This window comes from Georgenia satyanarayanai (assembly GCF_900116375.1).
In the GTDB taxonomy this organism is placed as follows: Bacteria; Actinomycetota; Actinomycetes; order Actinomycetales; family Actinomycetaceae; genus Oceanitalea; species Oceanitalea nanhaiensis.
Map to the genome: position 1 here is coordinate 35,815 of NZ_UETB01000006.1, position 18,647 is coordinate 54,461.

An 18,647-nucleotide genomic window follows, 5' to 3' on the forward strand; every position below is an offset into this window, starting at 1 on the left:
GCCGGCGACCGGTGCGCGGGATAGCGTGACCGCATGAGCTCTCCCATCGACTGGCGGGCGGCCCGCCACCGTGCCGCCGTGCTGTCCCGGCCCGGACCTCGCGCCGGGCGCGCCGAGGCCCGTGGCCTGGTCACCGTGCTCCACACCTCTGCGCGGGAGGCGCCGGGCCACGTCGCCGACATCACCGGCCTGGACGACGCCGCCGCGCAGGCCGCCCGGCGCCCCGTCTACGTCGTGGACCGGGCGCGCTGGGCCGAGGCCAACATCGGGATGTTCCGCCATCTCGTGGGCGACCTGCTCCCGCCCACCACGCTGCCCGGTGCCGCGCGCCTCGGCGGCGAGGAGCTCGGCGTCATGCTCTCCTACCTGTCGACGAAGGTGCTGGGCCAGTTCGACCCCTTCACCAGCGCCGGTGGCAGCGAGGAGCCGGGCTACCTCCTCCTCGTCGCGCCGAACATCCTCCACGTCGAGCGCGAGCTCGACCTCGACGCCCTCGACTTCCGCCGCTGGGTCTGCCTCCACGAGCAGACCCACGCCGTCCAGTTCTCCGCCGCGCCCTGGCTCGCCGGCCACCTCGCCGAGCGGATGACCGCGACCGTCTCCTCCATCGCCTCCCCCGAGGGTGGGGGCCAGCGCCTGGCGCGCACCCTGCGCTCCGTCGTCGAGGCCGTCACCACCCCGCGCGGTGAGACGCCGACGGCGCAGGCACTCGCCGGCCCGCTCGTGGACGCCGTCCTCACCGAGGAGGAGCGCGAGCGGCTCGCGGAGGTCGTCGCCGTCATGTCGCTGCTCGAGGGCCACGCCGACGTCGTCATGGACGCCGTCGGGCCCCGCGTGCTGCCCTCCGTGGCCCGCATCCGCACCCAGTTCGAGCGCCGCCGCGAGGGCACCGGGACCCTGGACGTCGTCGTGCGTCGACTCATGGGGATGGACGCGAAGATCGCCCAGTACCGCAACGGCGCCGACTTCGTCCGCGGGGTCGTCCACCGGGTGGGCCACAACGGGCTCAACGCCGTGTGGGCGGCCGCGGAGAACCTGCCGACCCCCGCCGAGATCGCCGACCCGACCGCCTGGGTGCGCCGGGTCCACGGCTGAGCCGTGGCCGGGCCCGCCCCGGCGGTGGCCGCCGCCCGCACCGCCGTCCGGACGGCGCTCGCGGACCTGCCCGCGGGGTCCCTCGTGCTCGTCGCCTGCTCGGGCGGAGCCGACTCCCTCGCCCTGGCCGCAGCGACCGCCTTCGTCGCCCCGCGGGCGGGACTGCGGGCGGGCGCGGTCGTCGTCGACCACCGGCTGCAGGGCGGCAGCGACGGGGTCGCCCGGGAGGCGGCGGACGCGTGCCGCGGGCTCGGGCTGGCACCGGTCCAGGTGCTCGGCGTCGACGTCGGCGGGTCCGGCGGCCCGGAGGCCGCCGCGCGCACGGCACGCTACGCGGCGCTCGACGACGCCGCGGCGACGAGCGGGGCGGCAGCGGTGCTGCTCGGGCACACCCTCGACGACCAGGCCGAGACGGTGCTCCTCGGCCTGGGCCGAGGGTCCGGTGGCCGCTCGCTGGCCGGGATGGCCCCCGCCGCGGGACGGTGGCGCCGTCCCCTGCTCGGCCTGCGGCGGCGGGACACCGAGGCGGTCTGCACGGCCCTCGGGCTGCCCTGGGCCCAGGACCCGACGAACTCACCCGACGGCCCCTGGCGCCGCGCGGACGGTGGACCACTGCGCCGCTCCGCCGTCCGCCACCACGTCCTGCCCGCCCTGGAGGAGGCGCTCGGCCCGGGCGTCCCCGAGGCGCTGGCCCGCACCGCGCGTCGGCTGCGGGAGGACGAGGACTACCTCGCCACCGCCGCGGCCGAGCTCGGGACGCGCGCCGGCCTCGCGCCGTCGGCGGGGGAGGGGGGCGGGACCCGGACGGACGGGCCCGGGGAGGTGAGCCTCGACGTCGTCGTGCTCGAGGGGGCGCACCCCGCCCTGCGGGGACGGGTGCTCCACCGGGCCGCCACGGCCGCGGGGTGCCCGCCCGGCGCGCTCACCGCCACCCACGTCGCGGCGCTCGAGGCGCTGGTCACGGACTACCGTGGTCAGGGCCCGCTGTCGCTGCCCGGCGCTGTCACCGCCGGGCGTCGGTGTGGCAGGCTGACCTTCGGCCGCCGCGGCCAGCGCGGCGCAGGTGAGTGAGGGAGTGCGCGTGGACGCCAGCGACATGGGAGACGACCTCGAGAAGGTCCTGCTGTCCAAGGAGCAGATCGAGGCGCGCCTCGACGAGATGGCGGCCGAGATCGACGCCGACTACGCCGGCAAGGACCTCCTGCTCGTCGGGGTGCTGCGCGGGGCCGTCATGGTCATGGCCGACCTCTCCCGCCGCCTGCACACGAGCATCGAGATGGACTGGATGGCGGTCTCCTCCTACGGCTCGGGCACCAAGTCCTCCGGCGTGGTGCGCATCCTCAAGGACCTCGACACCGACCTCCACGGGCGCCACGTGCTCATCGTCGAGGACATCATCGACTCCGGGCTCACGCTCTCCTGGCTCGTGTCGAACCTCCGCAGCCGCGGCCCGGCGTCGGTGGAGATCGCCACCCTGCTGCGCAAGCCGGAGGCGGCCAAGGTCGAGGTCGACGTCCGGTACGTGGGCTTCGACATCCCGCCGGAGTTCGTCATCGGCTACGGCCTCGACTTCGCCGAGAAGTACCGTCACCTGCCCTTCGTCGGCACCCTCGCGCCCCACGTCTACAACGGCTGAGCCTCCCGTGCGTGGCCGCCCGGCACGTCCCGGGCGGCGGTCCCGCCCTGGGCGAACACGGACCCGCCTGCGCGGACCCTACGTGTAACGTCAAACGATGATCGATCGACCAGGAGGGACCCGGCCGTCGCGCCGCCACCGATGAACGCCAAGAAGCTGCTGCGCGGCCCCATCGTGTGGGTCGTCCTCGTCCTCGTCCTCGCCTACCTCGGCGCCTCCATGCTCACCGGGGAGAGCCCCGAGGAGATCGACACCTCCGACGGCCTGGAGCTGCTCGCCGGGGAGACCGTCGAGCAGGCCGAGGTCACCGACACCACGCAGCGCGTCGAGCTCGTCCTCAGCGAGGACTTCGAGGACAAGGGCGACCTCGTCGCCTTCTACTACGCCACCCCGCAGGGCGAGACCGTCATGGACGCGATCGCCGCGGCCGACCCGGCCGAGGGCTTCAACTCCGAGGTGCCCCGCCCCTCGTTCTGGTCCTCCGCGCTCAGCCTCCTGCTGCCGATGCTCATCCTCCTGGGCGTCTTCTGGTTCCTCCTGTCCCGCATGCAGGGTGGCGGCGGGATGATGAAGTTCGGCAAGTCCAAGGCCAAGATGGTGAGCAAGGAGAACCCCCAGGTCACCTTCGCCGACGTCGCCGGCGCGGAGGAGGCCGTCGAGGAGCTCCAGGAGATCCGCGAGTTCCTCGCCGACCCGACGAAGTTCCAGGCGGTGGGCGCGAAGATCCCCAAGGGTGTCCTCCTGTACGGCCCGCCCGGCACCGGCAAGACGCTCCTCGCCCGCGCCGTCGCCGGTGAGGCCGGGGTGCCCTTCTACTCGATCTCCGGCTCGGACTTCGTCGAGATGTTCGTCGGTGTCGGCGCCTCCCGGGTGCGCGACCTCTTCGAGCAGGCCAAGTCCAACGCCCCGGCCATCATCTTCGTCGACGAGATCGACGCCGTCGGCCGCCACCGCGGCGCCGGCATGGGCGGCGGGCACGACGAGCGCGAGCAGACGCTCAACCAGATGCTCGTCGAGATGGACGGCTTCGACGTCAACACCAACGTCATCCTCATCGCCGCCACCAACCGCCCCGACATCCTGGACCCCGCCCTCCTGCGTCCGGGCCGCTTCGACCGCCAGATCACCGTCGAGGCCCCCGACCTCCAGGGCCGGACCGCGATCCTGCGCGTCCACGCGCGCGGCAAGCCGATGGTCCCGGAGATCGACCTCGAGATGGTCGCCAAGCGCACCCCCGGCTTCACCGGTGCGGACCTGGCCAACGTCCTCAACGAGGCCGCTCTTCTCACCGCGCGCTCCGGCGCGGACCTCATCGACGACCGCGCGCTGGACGAGGCGATCGACCGTGTCATCGCCGGGCCGCAGAAGCGCACGCGGGTGATGAACGAGAAGGAGAAGAAGATCACCGCCTACCACGAGGGCGGTCACGCCCTGACGGCGGCGGTGCTCCGGTACACCGACCCGGTGACCAAGGTGACGATCCTTCCCCGCGGCCGTGCGCTCGGCTACACGATGGTCATGCCGAGCGAGGACAAGTACTCGACCACCCGCAACGAGCTGCTCGACCAGCTCGTCTACGCCATGGGCGGGCGCGTGGCCGAGGAGATCGTCTTCCACGACCCCACCACCGGTGCCTCCAACGACATCGAGAAGGCCTCCGGCCTGGCCCGCAAGATGGTCACCCAGTACGGGATGAGCGACCGGATCGGCGCGGTGAAGCTCGGCAGCGACACCGGTGAGCCCTTCCTCGGGCGCGACATGGGCCACCAGCGCGACTACTCCGAGGACATCGCCCGCATCGTCGACGAGGAGGTCCGCCGCCTCATCGACTCCGCGCACGACGAGGCGTGGGAGATCCTCCACGAGTACCGCGACGTCCTGGACCACCTCGTCCTGGAGCTGCTCGAGCACGAGACGCTCAACGAGAAGGAGCTCGCCGCCGTCTTCGCGCCCATCACCAAGCGCGACCCCCGGCCGGTGTGGCTCTCCTCCGTCAACCGGACCGTGTCCGACCGTCCCCCGGTCCGCACGCCCGCCGAGCAGCGCACCGGCGAGGACGGCATGCTGCCCCAGGACGAGGCGGCCGCGGCCGGCGAGGGCCCGGGGCTGGGCGAGGTCCCGTCGTCGGGACAGGTCGGCGGCCCGGCCGAGGGCGTGTGATGGGCGAGGAGCAGGCGGCCCCGGCCGAGCTGCGCCCCTACGACGCCGAGGGTGTCCGTGCGGCGGTGCGTGACCTGCTCGTCGCCGTCGGGGAGGACCCGGACCGCGAGGGCCTGCGCGACACCCCCGCCCGGGTGTCGCGCGCTCTCCAGGAGATCTTCGCGGGGATGCGCACCGACCCGGCCGAGATCCTCGCGACGACCTTCGACCTCGGCCACGAGGAGATGATCCTCGTGCGTGACATCGAGGTGTACTCCACCTGCGAGCACCACCTGCTGCCCTTCCACGGCGTCGCGCACGTGGGGTACATCCCCGGGCACCAGGGCCGGGTCACCGGGCTGAGCAAGATCGCCCGGCTCGTGGAGACCTTCGCGCGCCGGCCGCAGGTGCAGGAGCGCCTCACCTCGCAGATCGCCGACGCGCTCGTCACGCACCTGGACCCGCAGGGCGTCATCGTCGTCATCGAGTGCGAGCACCTGTGCATGTCGATGCGCGGGGTCCGCAAGCCCGGCGCCCGCACGATCACCTCGGCGGTCCGGGGCCAGATGCGCCAGGCCGCCACGCGCGCGGAGGCGATGAGCCTCATCGCGCCCCGCCGCTGACCGTGGCCGCCCCCTATCCTGGGCCGGTGGGCAGCCTGGGAGCACGTGCCGCCGAGCTCGGCGGGGTCGGCCGGACGCTCGTCGTGGGCGTCGTCAACGTCACGCCCGACTCCTTCTCCGACGGCGGTCGCTGGGACCGCCCCGACGCCGCCCTCCGCCACGCCCGTGAGCTGCGTGCCCACGGCGCCGACGTGCTCGACGTCGGTGGGGAGTCCACGCGGCCCGGCTCGCAGCGCGTCCCGCCCGCCGTCGAGATCGACCGGGTGCTGCCGGTGGTGGCCGAGCTCGCCGCCGAGGGCGCCGTCGTCAGCGTCGACACGGTCCACGCGGAGACGGCCGAGGCCTGCCTGCGGGCGGGAGCAGCTGTCGTGAACGACGTCTCCGGGGGGCTCGCCGACCCCGAGATCCTCGCGGTGGCCGCGCGCCACGGCGCCGTCTACGTGCTCGGCCACTGGCGCGGGGACCCGGCGACGATGAACGAGCGCGCCGTCTACGACGACGTCGTCACCGACGTGTGCGCCGAGCTCGCGGCGCGGGTGGACGTGGCGCTCGCCGCGGGGGTGGACCCGGGGACGCTCGTCCTCGACCCCGGGCTGGGCTTCGCGAAGGACGCGGCGCACAACTGGCAGCTCCTCGCCCACCTCGACCGGCTCCAGGCGCTCGGCCACCCGGTGCTCGTCGGCGCTTCCCGCAAGCGCTTCCTCGGCACCCTGCTCGCCGACGACGACGGCACCCCCGCGCCGCCCGCCGCCCGTGACGCGGCGACGGCGGCCGTCTCCGCGCTCGCCGCCGCGGCCGGGGCCTGGGGCGTGCGCGTCCACGAGGTGCCCGGCAACCGCGACGCGGTGCGGGTGGGCGAGGCGCTCGCGGCCGCGAGGGGGGCGTCATGACCGACCGGATCACGCTGACCGGGCTGCGTGCCCGCGGCCGGCACGGCGTGCTCGCGGCCGAGCGGGAGCTGGGCCAGGAGTTCAGCGCCGACGTCGTCCTCCACCTCGACACCCGCGCGGCCGCCGAGGGCGACGACCTCTCCGCGACGGTCAACTACGCGGAGGTGGCACGCGAGGTCGTCGACGTCCTCGCCGGGCCGCCCGTCGACCTCGTCGAGACGGTGGCCGCGGCCATCGCCGAGCGGGTGCTCGCACACCCACGGGTGCTCGCCGTCGACGTCACCGTCCACAAGCCCCAGGCACCGGTCCCCGTCCCCTTCGCCGACGTCACCGTCCACGTCCATCGCACGGCCGACGACGCCGACGGCGCGCGCGAGGTCGTCCTGGCCCTCGGCGGGAACCTCGGGGACGTGCGCGCCACGCTCGCGGCGGCCCTCACCCAGCTCGCGCACCACCCGCGCGTGACGGTCGCCGCGGTCTCCCCGCTGCTGCGCTCACCGGCCCTCACGCTGCCCGGTGCCGGCCCGCAGCCGGACTACCTCAACGCCGTCGCCGTCCTGCGCACGGACCTGCCGCCGCGTGAGCTGCTCGCGCTGTGCCAGGGCGTGGAGCTGGGGCACGGGCGGGTGCGCGGGGAGCGCTGGGGCGCCCGGCCGCTCGACCTCGACCTCGTCGCGGCCGGCGCGCTCACCTGGCAGGACGCCGACCTCACCCTGCCCCACCCGCGGGCCCACGAGCGCGCCTTCGTGCTCGCGCCGTGGGCGCGGGTGCAGCCGGACGCCGAGCTGCCCGGGCACGGGCCGGTCGCGGAGCTCGCGGCCGGCCTCGGACCCGTCGACTGGGTGGCCGAGGAGTGGTGGGGCTGATGCGGGGCACGAGCTGGCAGACGATCGTCGCGACGGGCGTCGTCGTGGGCGCGGTCTCCTACCTCGGGCTCTCCGTCCTCGAGACGCGCGCCGGGACGGTGGTGCCGGTGGCGTCGCAGACGTGGCTGGTGCTCGCCGTCGTCGCCGTCGTCCTGCTCCTCCTGGGCCGCTCGGTGCGCCGCCTCGCAGAGGGGCGCACCACCGGCATGGACCACCTGCGCGCGGCCCGCGTCGCGATGTTCGCCAAGGCGTGCTCGCTGTGCGGCGCCGCCTTCACCGGCTACTTCGCCGCCCAGGTGGCCGTCGCCTGGACGAACATCTCCGCCCCGGCGCTGCGCGACCACGCCGTGTGGTCCGGGGCCGCAGGCGTGGCGGCCCTGGCTCTCCTGACAGTGGCGTTGGTGGTCGAGCACTGGTGCCGCCTCCCCCCGGACGACGACCCCGAACCCGCCTGACCCCCGCCCGGACGTCGCAGCTGGTGAGCTGACTGACGGTTGCGGGCGGCAGGGCGTCGCTCAACGCGCGGCACCCGCACCCCGCGGGACTCGAGAGCCTCGACGACGCGTCGCAGGGTCCGGAGCCGCTGTGGAGCACCGACGGGCGGCCGCACAGCTGACCACGTGGTCGGTCGACCGACGCCCTGCCGCGCACAACCGTTCGTCGACCCGCACCTGCGACGTTGGGGGTGGGTGAAGGGGGAGGGTGCGGTGTGGGAGGCTCTGCGTGCTGACCGACGAGAGGACCACGATGAGTGACACACCTGGCTGGCAGGGGACGGCACGGAACCCGTTCGCGCCCGAGGGACTGAGCTTCACGCCCGTCTCCCGAGGCCTGACGAAGGTGCGGCTGATCTCCGCGGCCGTGTGGCTCGGTCTGCCGCTCGTCGTGCTCGTGGTCCTCGCCGTGCTCTTCCCCGGCTGGTGGTGGTCCGTCCCGATCGGCGTGCTCGTCCTGCTCGTCGTGTGGCTCGGCTGGCTCATCCCGCGGCAGGTCGGCTCCATCGGTTACGCCGAGCGCGACGAGGACCTGCTCATCCGCAAGGGGATCCTCTTCCGCCAGCTCACGGTCGTGCCCTACGGCCGCATGCAGTACGTCGACGTCCAGGCCGGCCCGCTCGACCGGTGGGCGAAGGTCGCCAAGGTCCAGCTCCACACCGCGTCCGCGCAGACCGACGCCTCGATCCCCGGCCTGCCGCCGGAGGAGGCCTCGCGGCTGCGCGACCGGCTCAGCGAACGCGGCGAGTCGAGGCTGGCAGGGCTGTGAGCACCGAGCAGCAGCCGGCCCCCGAGGAGCACGTCGACTGGCGGCGCGTCCACAAGGTCACGCCCGTCCTCAACGCGTGGAAGGTCATCGTCGCGCTCTTCGCGGTGCTGATCTGGCAGAACACCCAGCTCCTCGCCGAGGTGTGGGAGGACCGCGACACCGTCAACTGGACCCTCGTCCTGCTCATCGGCGGCGGCGCCGTCCTCCTGCTCCTCCTCGTCCTCACGACCTACTCGGTGCTGTCGTGGCGGATGATGCGCTACGCCGTCGGGCGCGACGCCGTCTTCCTCCACAGCGGCATCCTCTTCCGCCAGCAGCGCCACGCGCGGCTCAACCGGATCCAGGCGGTGGACGTCGTCCAGCCGCTTCTCGCGCGCCTCTTCGGTCTGGCCCAGCTCAAGATCGAGACGGCGGGCGGGGGCGGCTCGTCCGTCGTCCTCGCCTTCCTCAAGGAGGAGGAGGCGCAGCGGCTGCGTCGGGAGGTGCTCGACCGGGTCGCCGACCGCGTCACGACGACGCCGGCACCTCCGGCGGGCGGTGAGCCCGCTGGTCCGGGCGCCGCTCCCGCCCCGGCACCCGCACGGCCCGACGTCGAGCGGGAGCTGCTCACCGTCCCCACCGGCCGGCTCGTCGGCTCGCTCATGCTCTCGGGGTCGATGATCGCGCTCGTCCTCGTGCTCGCCTGCCTCCTCGTCGCGGCGATCATCGCCGAGAGCTTCGCACCGCTCGCCGGTGTGCTGCCCGGCGTCATCGGCTGGGGCACCTACCTGTGGGGCCGCTTCACCGGCGGCTTCAACTTCCGTGCCGCGATCTCCCCGGACGGGATCCGGCTGCGCTACGGCCTGCTCGAGCAGCGCACCCAGACGGTCCCGCCGGGCCGTATCCACACGGTGGGGCTCAAGCAGCCCCTCCTGTGGCGGCGGCGCGGCTGGTGGCGCGTGGAGGTCAACGTCGCCGGGTACGGGGGCCTGGAGAACCAGATGGAGGCGACGACGGGCAACGTCCTGCTGCCGGTCGGCTCCCGCGGGGACGCCCTCACCGCGCTGTGGCTCGTCCTGCCGGACCTTGGCGTGGCCGACCCGCAGGCCGTCATCGACGCCGCGCTCGAGGGGTCCGGTGAGGCCGCCGGATTCACCACGAGCCCCCGCAGCGCCCGCTGGCTCGACCCGATCTCCTGGCGCCGCAACGGCATCCAGCTGACCGAGAGCGCCGTGCTCATGCGCAGCGGCCGGCTCAGCAGGGCGCTCGCGATCGTCCCGCACGAGCGCACCCAGTCCCTCGCCCTCAGCCAGGGCCCGCTCGAGCGCCGCGCCGGGATCGCCAACGTCGTCGCGGCCACGGTCGGCGGGTCCGTCGCGACCACCGCGCACCACCTGGAGCAGCTGACGGCGCTCGCGCTCCTCGGCGAGGCCTCCGAGCGCTCCCGTGCTGCTCGGCACCGCGAGTCCCCCGAGGAGTGGATGCGCCGCGTCGGCCTGCTCGAGCCGGCCGGCCGGCCCGACGGCGGTGCGCCGGACGCGTCGGCACCTGGCCCGGGCGTGCCGGTCCAGGCGCCGCCGGCCGGTGCCCCCGTCCAGATGCCGCCGCCCGCCGGCGTCCCCACGCCGGCGCCGGGCCGTGCACCGGCACCGCTGCCGCCGCCCGCGGGCGCGCCGCTCGACCCTCGCCCCGCCGCACCTCCGCCGCCCGCCGGCACCCCCGTCGAGGGCCCACCTCACGCGCGCTGAGCCGCCGGTGTCGGACGTCACCGCCGCGCCGTCGGCGGGCGGGGAGATAATGGCGCGGTGACCGCGAGCGTGCCTGGAGACGTCCCGCCGTCGTCCCGCCCCGGACGACTCGGCGTGGGCGTCGTCGGCGCCGGCCGCGTCGGCGCGGTGCTCGCCAGTGCCCTCCGGGCGGCCGGTCACACCGTCGTCGGCGCCAGCGCGGTGTCCCACGACAGCCGCGACAGGGTCGACGCCCTCCTGCCCGGCGTCCCGGTGCTCGAGGTCCCCGACGTCGTCGAGCGCGCCGAGCTCATCCTCCTCACCGTCCCGGACGACGCCCTCGCCGGCCTCGTCCAGGGCATCGCCGACACCGGCGGCTGGCAGCCCGGCCAGATCGTCGTCCACACCGCCGGCCGCTACGGCACCGACGTCCTCGCGCCCGCGCAGCGCGCCGGAGCCATCCCCGTCGCCCTGCACCCGGCGATGACCTTCACCGGGACGAGCATCGACCTCGCCCGTCTCGTCGGCTGCCCCTTCGCGGTCACCGCTCCCGGCCCCGTGCTGCCGATCGGTCAGGCGCTGGTCGTCGAGATCGGCGGTGAGCCCGTGGCGCTGCCCGAGGCGGCGCGCCCGCTCTACCACGCCGCTCTCGCGCACGGTGCCAACCACCTCGTCACCCTCGTGACCCAGGCGATGCGCGTGCTCGGCCGCGCCGGCGTCGACGAGCCGGGGCTCTACCTCGGCCCGCTCCTCACCGCGGCCCTCGACGGCACCCTGCGTGACGGTGAGCTCGCGCTCACCGGCCCCGTCCTCCGGGGGGACGCCGGCACCGTCGCCGAGCACGTCGCCACCCTGGTGGCCCTTGCTGCCGAGGATGCCGGCCTCAGCGACCTCCCGCCGGCCTACCGCACCCTGTCCCGGGTGACGACGCAGCGGGCCTGGTCCGCGGGCCGGCTCACCGACTCCGCCGCCCAGCTGCTGCTCGACGCCGTCGCCGAGACCCCGGCCCTCGAGGCCACCTCCCACCCCGCAGCCGGCGACGACGCAGCCGCGGAGCCCGCGCCGTCGCCCGTGCTCGTGCGCACCCGGGCGGACCTGCGCGAGGTGCTCGACCAGCAGCGCGGCACCCGCGCCGTCGTCATGACGATGGGGGCCCTGCACGAGGGGCACCTCGACCTCGTGCGCGAGGCCCGCCGCCGCGCCGACCACGTCGTCGTGACGATCTTCGTCAACCCGCTCCAGTTCGCGCCGGGGGAGGACCTCGACGCCTACCCGCGGGACCTCGAGGCGGACCTCGCCATGCTCGCGAGCGTGGGCGCGGACGTCGTCTTCGCGCCTGGCCCGGACATGATGTACCCGGACGGTGACCCCCGCGTGCGGGTGGACCCGGGCCCGCTCGCGTCCGTCCTGGAGGGCGCCACCCGGCCCACGCACTTCGGCGGTGTTCTCACCGTCGTCCTCAAGCTCCTCCACCTCACCCGGCCGCACGTGGCCCTCTTCGGCCAGAAGGACGCCCAGCAGCTCGCGCTCGTCCGGGCGATGGTGCGCGACCTGGACGTCGACGTCGAGGTGGTCGGCGTGCCGATCCGCCGCGAGCCGGACGGGCTGGCGATGAGCAGCCGCAACGCCTACCTCGGCGACGCCGACCGGTCCGCCGCCCTGGCCCTCTCCGCCGCCCTCGAGGCGGGCCGTGCGGCCGCCGGCGCCGGGGCGGAGCAGGTGCTGGCCGCCGCGCGGGAGCACCTCGCCGCCGAGCCCGGCGTGCGCCTCGACTACCTCGAGCTCGTCGACCCTGAGACGATGGAGCCCGTGTCCGCGGGCGCGAGCGGGCCCTGCCTGCTCGTCGTCGCCGCCTGGGTCGGGAGCACCCGGCTCATCGACAACACGATTCTCGACCTCTGGAAGGACGAGTGACGATGCCAGCGCCCAGCTCGCTGCAGCGACCCATGCTCATCGGCAAGATCCACCGCGCCACCGTGACGGCGGCCGACCTCCACTACGTCGGGTCCATCACCGTGGACGCCGACCTCCTCGACGCGGCCGACCTGCTGCCCGGCCAGCAGGTCGACGTCGTCGACATCACCAACGGCTCGCGGCTCACCACCTACGTCATCCCCGGCGAGCGCGGCGGGGGCGACATCCAGATCAACGGGGCGGCCGCCCACCACGTCCACCCCGGCGACCTCGTCATCCTCATCGCCTACGGGATGCTCAGCGACGCCGACGCGCGCATCTACGAGCCGTCGGTCGTCTTCGTCGACGAGCACAACCGCATCCTCGACGTCGGCCAGGAGCCGGCTCAGCTGCCCGACGCCGCCGACGACGTGCCCTACCCCGTCGAGCCCAGCGGCGTCCCCTTCGCCGACTACCGCGCCGAGGCAGTCACCGGGCCACGCTGAGGTGACCGGCGTCCTCGAGGGCTTCGCCGCGCTCGCGGCGCTCATCGCCCTCGGCGCCGTCCTCGCCCACGTCGGCTTCCTCAGCTACGCCAGCCAGACGATGCTCGTCCGGCTGGCCTTCTGGGTGGCCAGCCCGGCGCTCCTGCTCACCGTCGTCGCCGACGCCGACGTCCGCGCCGTCTTCTCGGCCAACCTCGTCGCCACCGGGGGCGCCGTCGCCGGTGCGCTGGTCCTCTACCTCGCGCTCTCCCGGGTGGTCGCCCGACGGCCGGCGCCGGAGACGGTCGTCGGCGCGCTGTGCTCGATGTACGTCAACGCCGGGAACCTCGGCCTGCCGGTCGCCGCGTACGTGCTCGGGGACGCCGCGCTCGTCGCCCCGGTCATCCTGCTCCAGCTCGTGCTGCTGCAGCCGCTCGCCCTCGCGGTCCTCGACCGCACGACGGTGGGCGGCGGGACGGGTGTGCGCACGCTCGCCCTGCGCACGGTCCGCAACCCGCTCATGCTCGGCGCGCTGCTCGGGCTGGTCCTCGCGCTCACCGGCCTGCAGCTGCCCAGTGTCGTCCGGGCGCCGGTGGACCTCCTCGGCGGGATGGCGGTGCCGGCGATGCTCCTCGCCTACGGCGTCTCCCTGCGCCTGGGGCCCAGGCCGGGGGCGGGCTCCCCGGCGCGCGAGCTCGTGCTCGTCGTCGGGCTCAAGCTCCTCGTCCAGCCCGCCCTCGCCTACCTCATCGGCCTGGCCGTGGGGCTGCAGGACACCGCCCTCTACGCCGTCGCCGTGCTCGCGGCGCTGCCCACCGCGCAGAACGTCTTCGTCCTCGCCAGCCGCTACGACCGCGGCGTCGTCCTCGCGCGGGACGCGATCTTCCTCTCGACGATCGGCTCGGTCCCGGTGATCCTCGCGATCACGGCCCTGCTCACCTGAGCCCCCGGGGGCCCGTCACGGCCTGTGGGGGGTGGCGAGCGTCCTGATGTACTGCTCGGCCTCGGCCACGCGCATCTTGCGGGCGCCGCGGCGCTCGAGCTCGGCGACCATGCCCGGCTCGATGCGGGCGAGGTTGAGGCCACGCCGCAGGAGCGTGAGCGGGGGCTTGCGGGCCTCGCCGAGGTCCCGCAGGAGCCGGAACCAGAAGGTCTGCAGGCGGGGGCGCCACAGGCACAGGGCGTCGGCGAGGATGTCCTCGTCGCGGCACTCGGCGATGAGCTCGGCGGCGAAGATCCCCTCGGCGAGCACGATCGGGCTGCTGCCGGCGTCGAACTGGGTGGTCGTCGTGCGCCGGTTGGTCGGGATGTCGTAGAGCGGCACCTCGGCGCGGCCGGTACGGGCGATCTCGAGGAGCGCGGCGAGCGCCTCCTCGCGGTCCCAGCTGCGCGGGTCGTCCCAGTCGACGATCCCGTACCGGCGGGGCAGCTCGGGGTGGTCGCCGTCCCGGTAGAAGTCGTCCAGCGAGACGACCGGCAGACCGAGCCGGCCCGTGAGGGAGGTCTTGCCCGAGCCGGACGGACCGGTGAGAAGCACCACCCGCACGGGGGTGCGCCGGGCACCCGGGGGGATGTCGAACAGTCCGGGCTGGCTGAGCTCGTCGGCGCCGGGACCGGCCTCTGCGTCGCCCGTCGCGCCGCTGCTCGTCGCGGTCATCGCCCATCCCCTCGTGCGCCGCCTCGGCCCGGCGCGTCCCGCACGAGGATAGCGCCGGCCCCGGCCCCGACGCGCCGCTGGATAGGATCGGGGGGTGAGTGAGACGACCCCCACCGTGCCGGCACCCGAGGACATCGACCAGGACGTTCCCGAGCAGGTGCGTGTGCGCGCCGAGAAGCGCGCCCGGATGCTGGCCGCGGGCGTCGACCCCTACCCCGTCACGCTCCCGGTGACGACGACGATCGCCGCCGTGCGCTCGGCGCACGCCGGCCTCGAGGCGGGGGAGGAGACCGACGACGTCGTCGGCGTCGCCGGGCGGGTCATGTACCTGCGCAACACGGGCAAGCTGTGCTTCGTCACGCTCCAGAGCGGGGACGGCACCCGGCTGCAGGCGATGCTCTCGCGCGCGGAGGTCGGGGAGGAGGCGCTGGCCTCCTTCAAGGCCGACGTCGACCTCGGTGACCACCTCTTCGTCCACGGCCGCGTCATCGCCTCCCGCCGCGGGGAGCTGAGCATCTTCGCCGACTCCTACCGGCTGGCCGCCAAGTCCCTGCGCCCGCTGCCCAAGACCTACGAGAGCGAGGACGGCGAGCAGGTCGCGCTCTCGGAGGAGGGGCGGGTGCGCCGCCGCCACCTCGACCTCATCATGCGGCCGGCCGCGCGCGACATGGTCCGCACCCGCGCCGCCGTCGTGAGGTCGCTGCGCCGCAACCTCGACGAGCGCGACTTCCTCGAGATCGAGACGCCGATGCTGCAGGTGCAGCCCGGCGGCGCCACCGCGCGGCCCTTCGTCACCCACATGAACGCCTACGACGTCGACCTCTACCTCCGCATCGCGCCCGAGCTCTTCCTCAAGCGGGCCGTCGTCGGTGGGATCGACCGCGTCTTCGAGATCAACCGGAACTTCCGCAACGAGGGGGCCGACTCCAGCCACTCCCCGGAGTTCGCCATGCTCGAGGCGTACGAGGCCTACGGCTCCTACGACACGATGGCCGAGCTCACCCGCCACCTCGTCCAGCGGGCGGCGCTGGACGCCTTCGGGACGACGGCGGTGCGCCTGGCGGACGGCAGCGAGTACGAGCTCGGGGGCGAGTGGGACGAGCTGTCCCTGTTCCCCTCGCTGAGCGCGGCCCTCGGCGAGGAGGTCACCCCGCGGACCTCGCTGGAGGAGCTGACCCGCCACGCCGAGCGGCTCGAGGTGCCCGTCGCCCCGCACCACACCCCCGGCAAGGTCGTCGAGGAGCTGTGGGAGCACCTCGTGGGCGACCACCTCCACGCCCCGACCTTCGTGCGGGACTACCCCGTGGACACCTCCCCGCTCACCCGCGAGCACCGCTCGGTGCCGGGCGTCGTGGAGAAGTGGGACCTGTACGTGCGGGGCTTCGAGCTCGCCACTGCCTACTCCGAGCTCGTCGACCCCGTCGTCCAGCGCGAGCGCTTCGCCGCGCAGGCGCTGGTGGCCGCGGCGGGCGACCCGGAGGCGATGGTCCTGGACGAGGACTTCCTCCAGGCGATGGAGCAGGGCATGCCCCCGGCGGGTGGCATGGGGATGGGCATCGACCGTCTCCTCATGGCGCTGACCGGGCAGGGCATCCGCGAGACGATCACCTTCCCGCTCGTCAAGCGCCTCTGACGACTGCGCTCAAGCCGTCGCCGGCGCCCGGCGCCGGCGGCGGCGCAGCAGCACGCCCACGAGGGCGAGCGGCACTCCCAGGACGAGGATCCAGGGCAGCAGCGCACCCAGCACGACGAGCAGCCCGCCGGCGAGACCGACGAGGGCTCCCCAGCCGTCCTGCACGCCCCCGACGAAGCCACCGGTGGCCAGCTGGACGGGACCGTCCGCGTCGATGGTCACGTGCAGCGAGGCCATCGCCACCTGCTCGCTGAGGTGCGCGCGCTCCGCCTGCAGCGACTCGAGCTCGGCCTGCCGCTCGCTCAGCGCGTCCTCCGCCGCGAGCAGCGCCTCGCTGGAGTCGGCCTCGGCCATGAGGCCGAGGAGCCGCTCGGTGGAGGTCTGCAGCGCGGCGATGCGGGCGTCGAGGTCGCGGCCCCGGCGGGTGACGTCCTCGGAGCTGATCGACACGTCCCGGGTCTCACCGACCGCCTCCAGGCCGTCGAGCACGGCGGTGAGCTCGGCGGCCGGGACACGGACGGTGAGCCAGCCGGAGGCCTCGGCCTCGTCGGTGGCCGCGTTCTCGGCACGCTCCTCGACGTACCCGCCCACGGCCTCGACGAGGCCGACGACGTCGTCCATCGCCGTCAGCGGGTCTGCGGCGACCAGCGAGAGGGAGCCCGTGGTGACGACCTCGCGCGGGCCCGTCGCGGCGTCGGCGACCTCCGCCACGGCCATGTCGGCGGTGTCGGCCCCGCTCTGAGCGCCGCCGCCGTCGGACGAGTCGGACCCACCGCCCGAGCAGGCGACGAGGCCCAGCAGGACCACCAGGCCGAACACCGCTGTCCGCAGGAGTCTCATGACCGGACCGTAGCCACTCGGGGCGCCGGGTGGGACCGGTGTGGCCGAACCGTGACCGGACCGGGACCAGGGCGTGACGTGGCGGCTACTCGCGCCCGTCCGCCCACGACTCCCGCAGGCTGCGGGCCCGCGCCTCGTCGGCGGTGCGACGGGCCGCGGCGCGGTGGCTGGCGCGCTCGTCGCGCACGTCCACCTGGATGGTGCGGTCGGCCTCCACGCCGCTCACCAGCTGGCGGGCCCGTGCCAGCTCGCGGTCGAGCTCGGCCCCCAGCAGGAGGGAGATGTTGATGAGCCACAGCCACAGGACGAGAACGACGATGCCCGCCAGCGTCGCGCCGTAGGTCGTCTCGAAGTACCCGGCGAGCCGGAGGTAGAGCTGGAAGCCGAAGGAGGCGACGAGCGCGATGCCCAGGGCCAGGAGCGAGCCGGGGGAGACGAGCCGGAAGCGCTGGTACCGGACGTTCGGCGTCGTGAAGTAGAGCAGGGAGATGACGACGAGCCCCGCCAGCAGCACGATCGGCCAGCGGGCCAGCTCCCACACGGTGACCGACGCCTCCACCTCCAGGGTCTGCCCGACGGCACGCGCGACCGGGCCGGACACGACGGCGAACAGGGTGACGAGCGTGGCGAAGACGACGAGGACGAGGGTGGTGAGCAGGTGCCAGCCGAGCAGCCGCAGGGCGGGGCGTCCCTCCTCGACACCGTAGATGCGGTTCATCGCCCGGCCGAAGGAGCCGACGTAGCCGGCCGCGATCCACAGCGAGGACGCGACGCCGAGCGCGAGCGTCCACCCGGCGGCCGGGTGCTCGAGCACGGAGCGGACGGGCTGGCTGATGACGTCGAGGGCGTCCTCGTCGGGGGCGAGCTGACCGACGATCTCGAGCATCGTGTCGGTGCTCGCCGGGCCCTGGCCCGCCAGGGCGAGCACCGAGGTGAGCATGATGACGAGCGGGGGGATCGCCAGGACGGAGAAGAGGGTGAGCGCCGCGGACCGGTCCAGGCACTCGTCGGCCATGAAGTCGCGCAGCGCCTTGCCCAGCATGAAGCGCCGCGACGGGCGGCGCCCGGGCCGCGGGGTGCCTGGTTGCTGCGAGGTCATCGTCCACCCCCTTGTGCCTACCGAAGCACGGCGGGCACCCGGCTGCGCGCCGGCACTGCTCAGCCGCCGCGCTACAGGTCTCGCAGGACGGCGTTGAACGGCTCGCCGGTCAGCTGGACCTCGTGCCCGGCGCCCTCGACCACCCGCAGCTGCGCGCCGTGGTCCCGGGCCAGGGCGAGGCAGACGGCGTGGAAGGGCTCGTCGTGGCGCCCGGAGACGACGACCGTGGGGAACGGTGCGGCGGCGAGGTGCGTGAGCGGCACCTCCCCCTGCCACGGGTGACGGGCGTGCCGCAGCGCGGGCACCATCGTCTCGAGCCGGGCGAGCAGCTCGGCCGGGAGCTCCTCCTCCGGCGTGCCGACGTGGCGGAGGAACTGCCCGAGGAACGCCCGGTCGTCCACGTCGCTGGACAGGAGCGTCTGCAGCGACTCGACCAGGCCGGCGACGGCGGGGTGGTCCGCGGCAGCCGCGAACAGGGGTGGCTCGGCCAGCACGAGGGACCGGACGGCGGTGGGCCGCAGGTGCGAGGCGACGAGCGCGACGAGGCCACCGTAGGAGTGGCCGACGAGGTGGGCGCCGTCGCCGAGGAGCCGTGCGACGTCCTCACCGTCGCTGAGGAAGTCCTCACCGGGGCCCGGTGAGGCGTAGGCCCGGCGGGTCGGCACGACGAGCTCGAAACCCTCGTCCGCGAGCGGCCGCTGCTCGAGCCACTCCTCGGGGCCGGTGGCCAGCGACCCGTGGACCAGCACGACCCGCTCGCCCTCGCCCCACACCGTCGGCGTCGACATGGGGCACAGCGTAGGGCAGCGGTGCGCGGGAGGG

At 74.6% G+C, this 18,647-nt stretch carries 17 protein-coding genes and 2 pseudogenes; 15 read left to right on the forward strand and 4 right to left on the reverse strand.

Translation table 11 applies throughout. The annotated features are described in order from the left end of the window. The first annotated feature begins 33 nt into the window (after window positions 1-33). The 14 genes and pseudogenes from DSZ44_RS09705 (at window position 34) to DSZ44_RS09765 (ending at window position 13,539) form a co-directional block, all read left to right on the forward strand. A complete protein-coding gene (locus DSZ44_RS09705; RefSeq protein ID WP_110852435.1) occupies window positions 34-1,095 on the forward strand; it encodes an Rv3626c family coenzyme F420 biosynthesis-associated protein in 1,062 nt (353 codons plus the stop codon). A 3-nt stretch (window positions 1,096-1,098) separates the two neighbouring features. Next, window positions 1,099-2,166, forward strand: coding sequence for a tRNA lysidine(34) synthetase TilS (tilS, locus tag DSZ44_RS09710; protein WP_110852436.1), 1,068 nt, complete (start codon window positions 1,099-1,101; stop codon window positions 2,164-2,166). 10 nt (window positions 2,167-2,176) lie between these two features. Next, window positions 2,177-2,731 (forward strand): hypoxanthine phosphoribosyltransferase, encoded by a 555-nt coding sequence (hpt, locus tag DSZ44_RS09715; protein ID WP_181424598.1) that lies wholly within the window; start codon window positions 2,177-2,179, stop codon window positions 2,729-2,731. A 141-nt stretch (window positions 2,732-2,872) separates the two neighbouring features. Then, window positions 2,873-4,891: an ATP-dependent zinc metalloprotease FtsH gene (gene ftsH, locus DSZ44_RS09720; protein WP_110852437.1), complete on the forward strand. Its 2,019-nt coding sequence runs from the start codon at window positions 2,873-2,875 to the stop codon at window positions 4,889-4,891. Further along, window positions 4,891-5,493, forward strand: a complete 603-nt coding sequence (gene folE / locus DSZ44_RS09725) for a GTP cyclohydrolase I FolE (RefSeq protein ID WP_110852438.1) — start codon at window positions 4,891-4,893, stop codon at window positions 5,491-5,493. The genes ftsH and folE overlap by 1 nt, the downstream gene beginning before the upstream one ends. A 26-nt stretch (window positions 5,494-5,519) precedes the next feature. Then, on the forward strand, window positions 5,520-6,383 hold the full coding sequence (folP, locus tag DSZ44_RS09730) for a dihydropteroate synthase (protein ID WP_110852439.1): 864 nt from the start codon (window positions 5,520-5,522) through the stop codon (window positions 6,381-6,383). After that, on the forward strand, window positions 6,380-7,249 hold the full coding sequence (gene folK, locus DSZ44_RS09735) for a 2-amino-4-hydroxy-6-hydroxymethyldihydropteridine diphosphokinase (protein WP_110852440.1): 870 nt from the start codon (window positions 6,380-6,382) through the stop codon (window positions 7,247-7,249). The genes folP and folK overlap by 4 nt, the downstream gene beginning before the upstream one ends. Further along, complete coding sequence (locus DSZ44_RS09740) at window positions 7,249-7,704, forward strand: DUF3180 domain-containing protein (RefSeq protein ID WP_146237515.1); 456 nt, start codon at window positions 7,249-7,251, stop codon at window positions 7,702-7,704. The genes folK and DSZ44_RS09740 overlap by 1 nt, the downstream gene beginning before the upstream one ends. A gap of 292 nt (window positions 7,705-7,996) precedes the next feature. After that, window positions 7,997-8,512 carry a PH domain-containing protein gene (locus DSZ44_RS09745; protein ID WP_110852577.1) on the forward strand — a complete coding sequence of 172 codons (516 nt, stop codon included), beginning with the start codon at window positions 7,997-7,999 and terminating at the stop codon, window positions 8,510-8,512. Further along, the gene (locus DSZ44_RS09750; RefSeq protein ID WP_181424599.1) at window positions 8,509-10,239 is read left to right on the forward strand and encodes a PH domain-containing protein; all 1,731 of its coding nucleotides are present in this window, start codon (window positions 8,509-8,511) and stop codon (window positions 10,237-10,239) included. Before DSZ44_RS09745 ends, DSZ44_RS09750 begins: the two co-directional genes overlap by 4 nt. Before the next feature lie 57 nt (window positions 10,240-10,296). Beyond that, window positions 10,297-11,214 (forward strand): annotated as a pseudogene (locus tag DSZ44_RS19085) (Rossmann-like and DUF2520 domain-containing protein); the annotation flags it as partial. Window positions 11,215-11,307: 93 nt separating this feature from the next. Then, window positions 11,308-12,132: pseudogene (panC, locus tag DSZ44_RS19090) on the forward strand (pantoate--beta-alanine ligase); the annotation flags it as partial. 2 nt (window positions 12,133-12,134) lie between these two features. After that, window positions 12,135-12,617: an aspartate 1-decarboxylase gene (gene panD, locus DSZ44_RS09760; RefSeq protein ID WP_110852443.1), complete on the forward strand. Its 483-nt coding sequence runs from the start codon at window positions 12,135-12,137 to the stop codon at window positions 12,615-12,617. Between the two features lies 1 nt (window position 12,618). Beyond that, window positions 12,619-13,539, forward strand: coding sequence for an AEC family transporter (locus DSZ44_RS09765; protein ID WP_110852444.1), 921 nt, complete (start codon window positions 12,619-12,621; stop codon window positions 13,537-13,539). A 15-nt stretch (window positions 13,540-13,554) separates the two neighbouring features. Here DSZ44_RS09765 and DSZ44_RS09770 read toward each other — a convergent pair whose 3' ends face one another. Then, on the reverse strand, window positions 13,555-14,253 hold the full coding sequence (locus DSZ44_RS09770) for a uridine kinase family protein (RefSeq protein ID WP_258369389.1): 699 nt from the start codon (window positions 14,251-14,253) through the stop codon (window positions 13,555-13,557). A 94-nt stretch (window positions 14,254-14,347) separates the two neighbouring features. On the opposite strand from DSZ44_RS09770, the gene lysS reads away from it, so the two are divergent. Then, complete coding sequence (gene lysS / locus DSZ44_RS09775; RefSeq protein WP_258369390.1) at window positions 14,348-15,886, forward strand: lysine--tRNA ligase; 1,539 nt, start codon at window positions 14,348-14,350, stop codon at window positions 15,884-15,886. Between the two features lie 9 nt (window positions 15,887-15,895). On the opposite strand, the gene DSZ44_RS09780 is transcribed toward lysS, so the two are convergent. From DSZ44_RS09780 to DSZ44_RS09790, 3 genes are all read right to left on the reverse strand, one after another. Then, window positions 15,896-16,726 (reverse strand): DUF4349 domain-containing protein, encoded by an 831-nt coding sequence (locus tag DSZ44_RS09780; RefSeq protein WP_110852445.1) that lies wholly within the window; start codon window positions 16,724-16,726, stop codon window positions 15,896-15,898. Between the two features lie 85 nt (window positions 16,727-16,811). Next, a complete protein-coding gene (locus DSZ44_RS09785) occupies window positions 16,812-17,825 on the reverse strand; it encodes a YihY/virulence factor BrkB family protein (RefSeq protein ID WP_110852446.1) in 1,014 nt (337 codons plus the stop codon). 71 nt (window positions 17,826-17,896) lie between these two features. Beyond that, on the reverse strand, window positions 17,897-18,613 hold the full coding sequence (locus DSZ44_RS09790) for an alpha/beta fold hydrolase (protein WP_110852447.1): 717 nt from the start codon (window positions 18,611-18,613) through the stop codon (window positions 17,897-17,899). Window positions 18,614-18,647 lie beyond the last annotated feature (34 nt).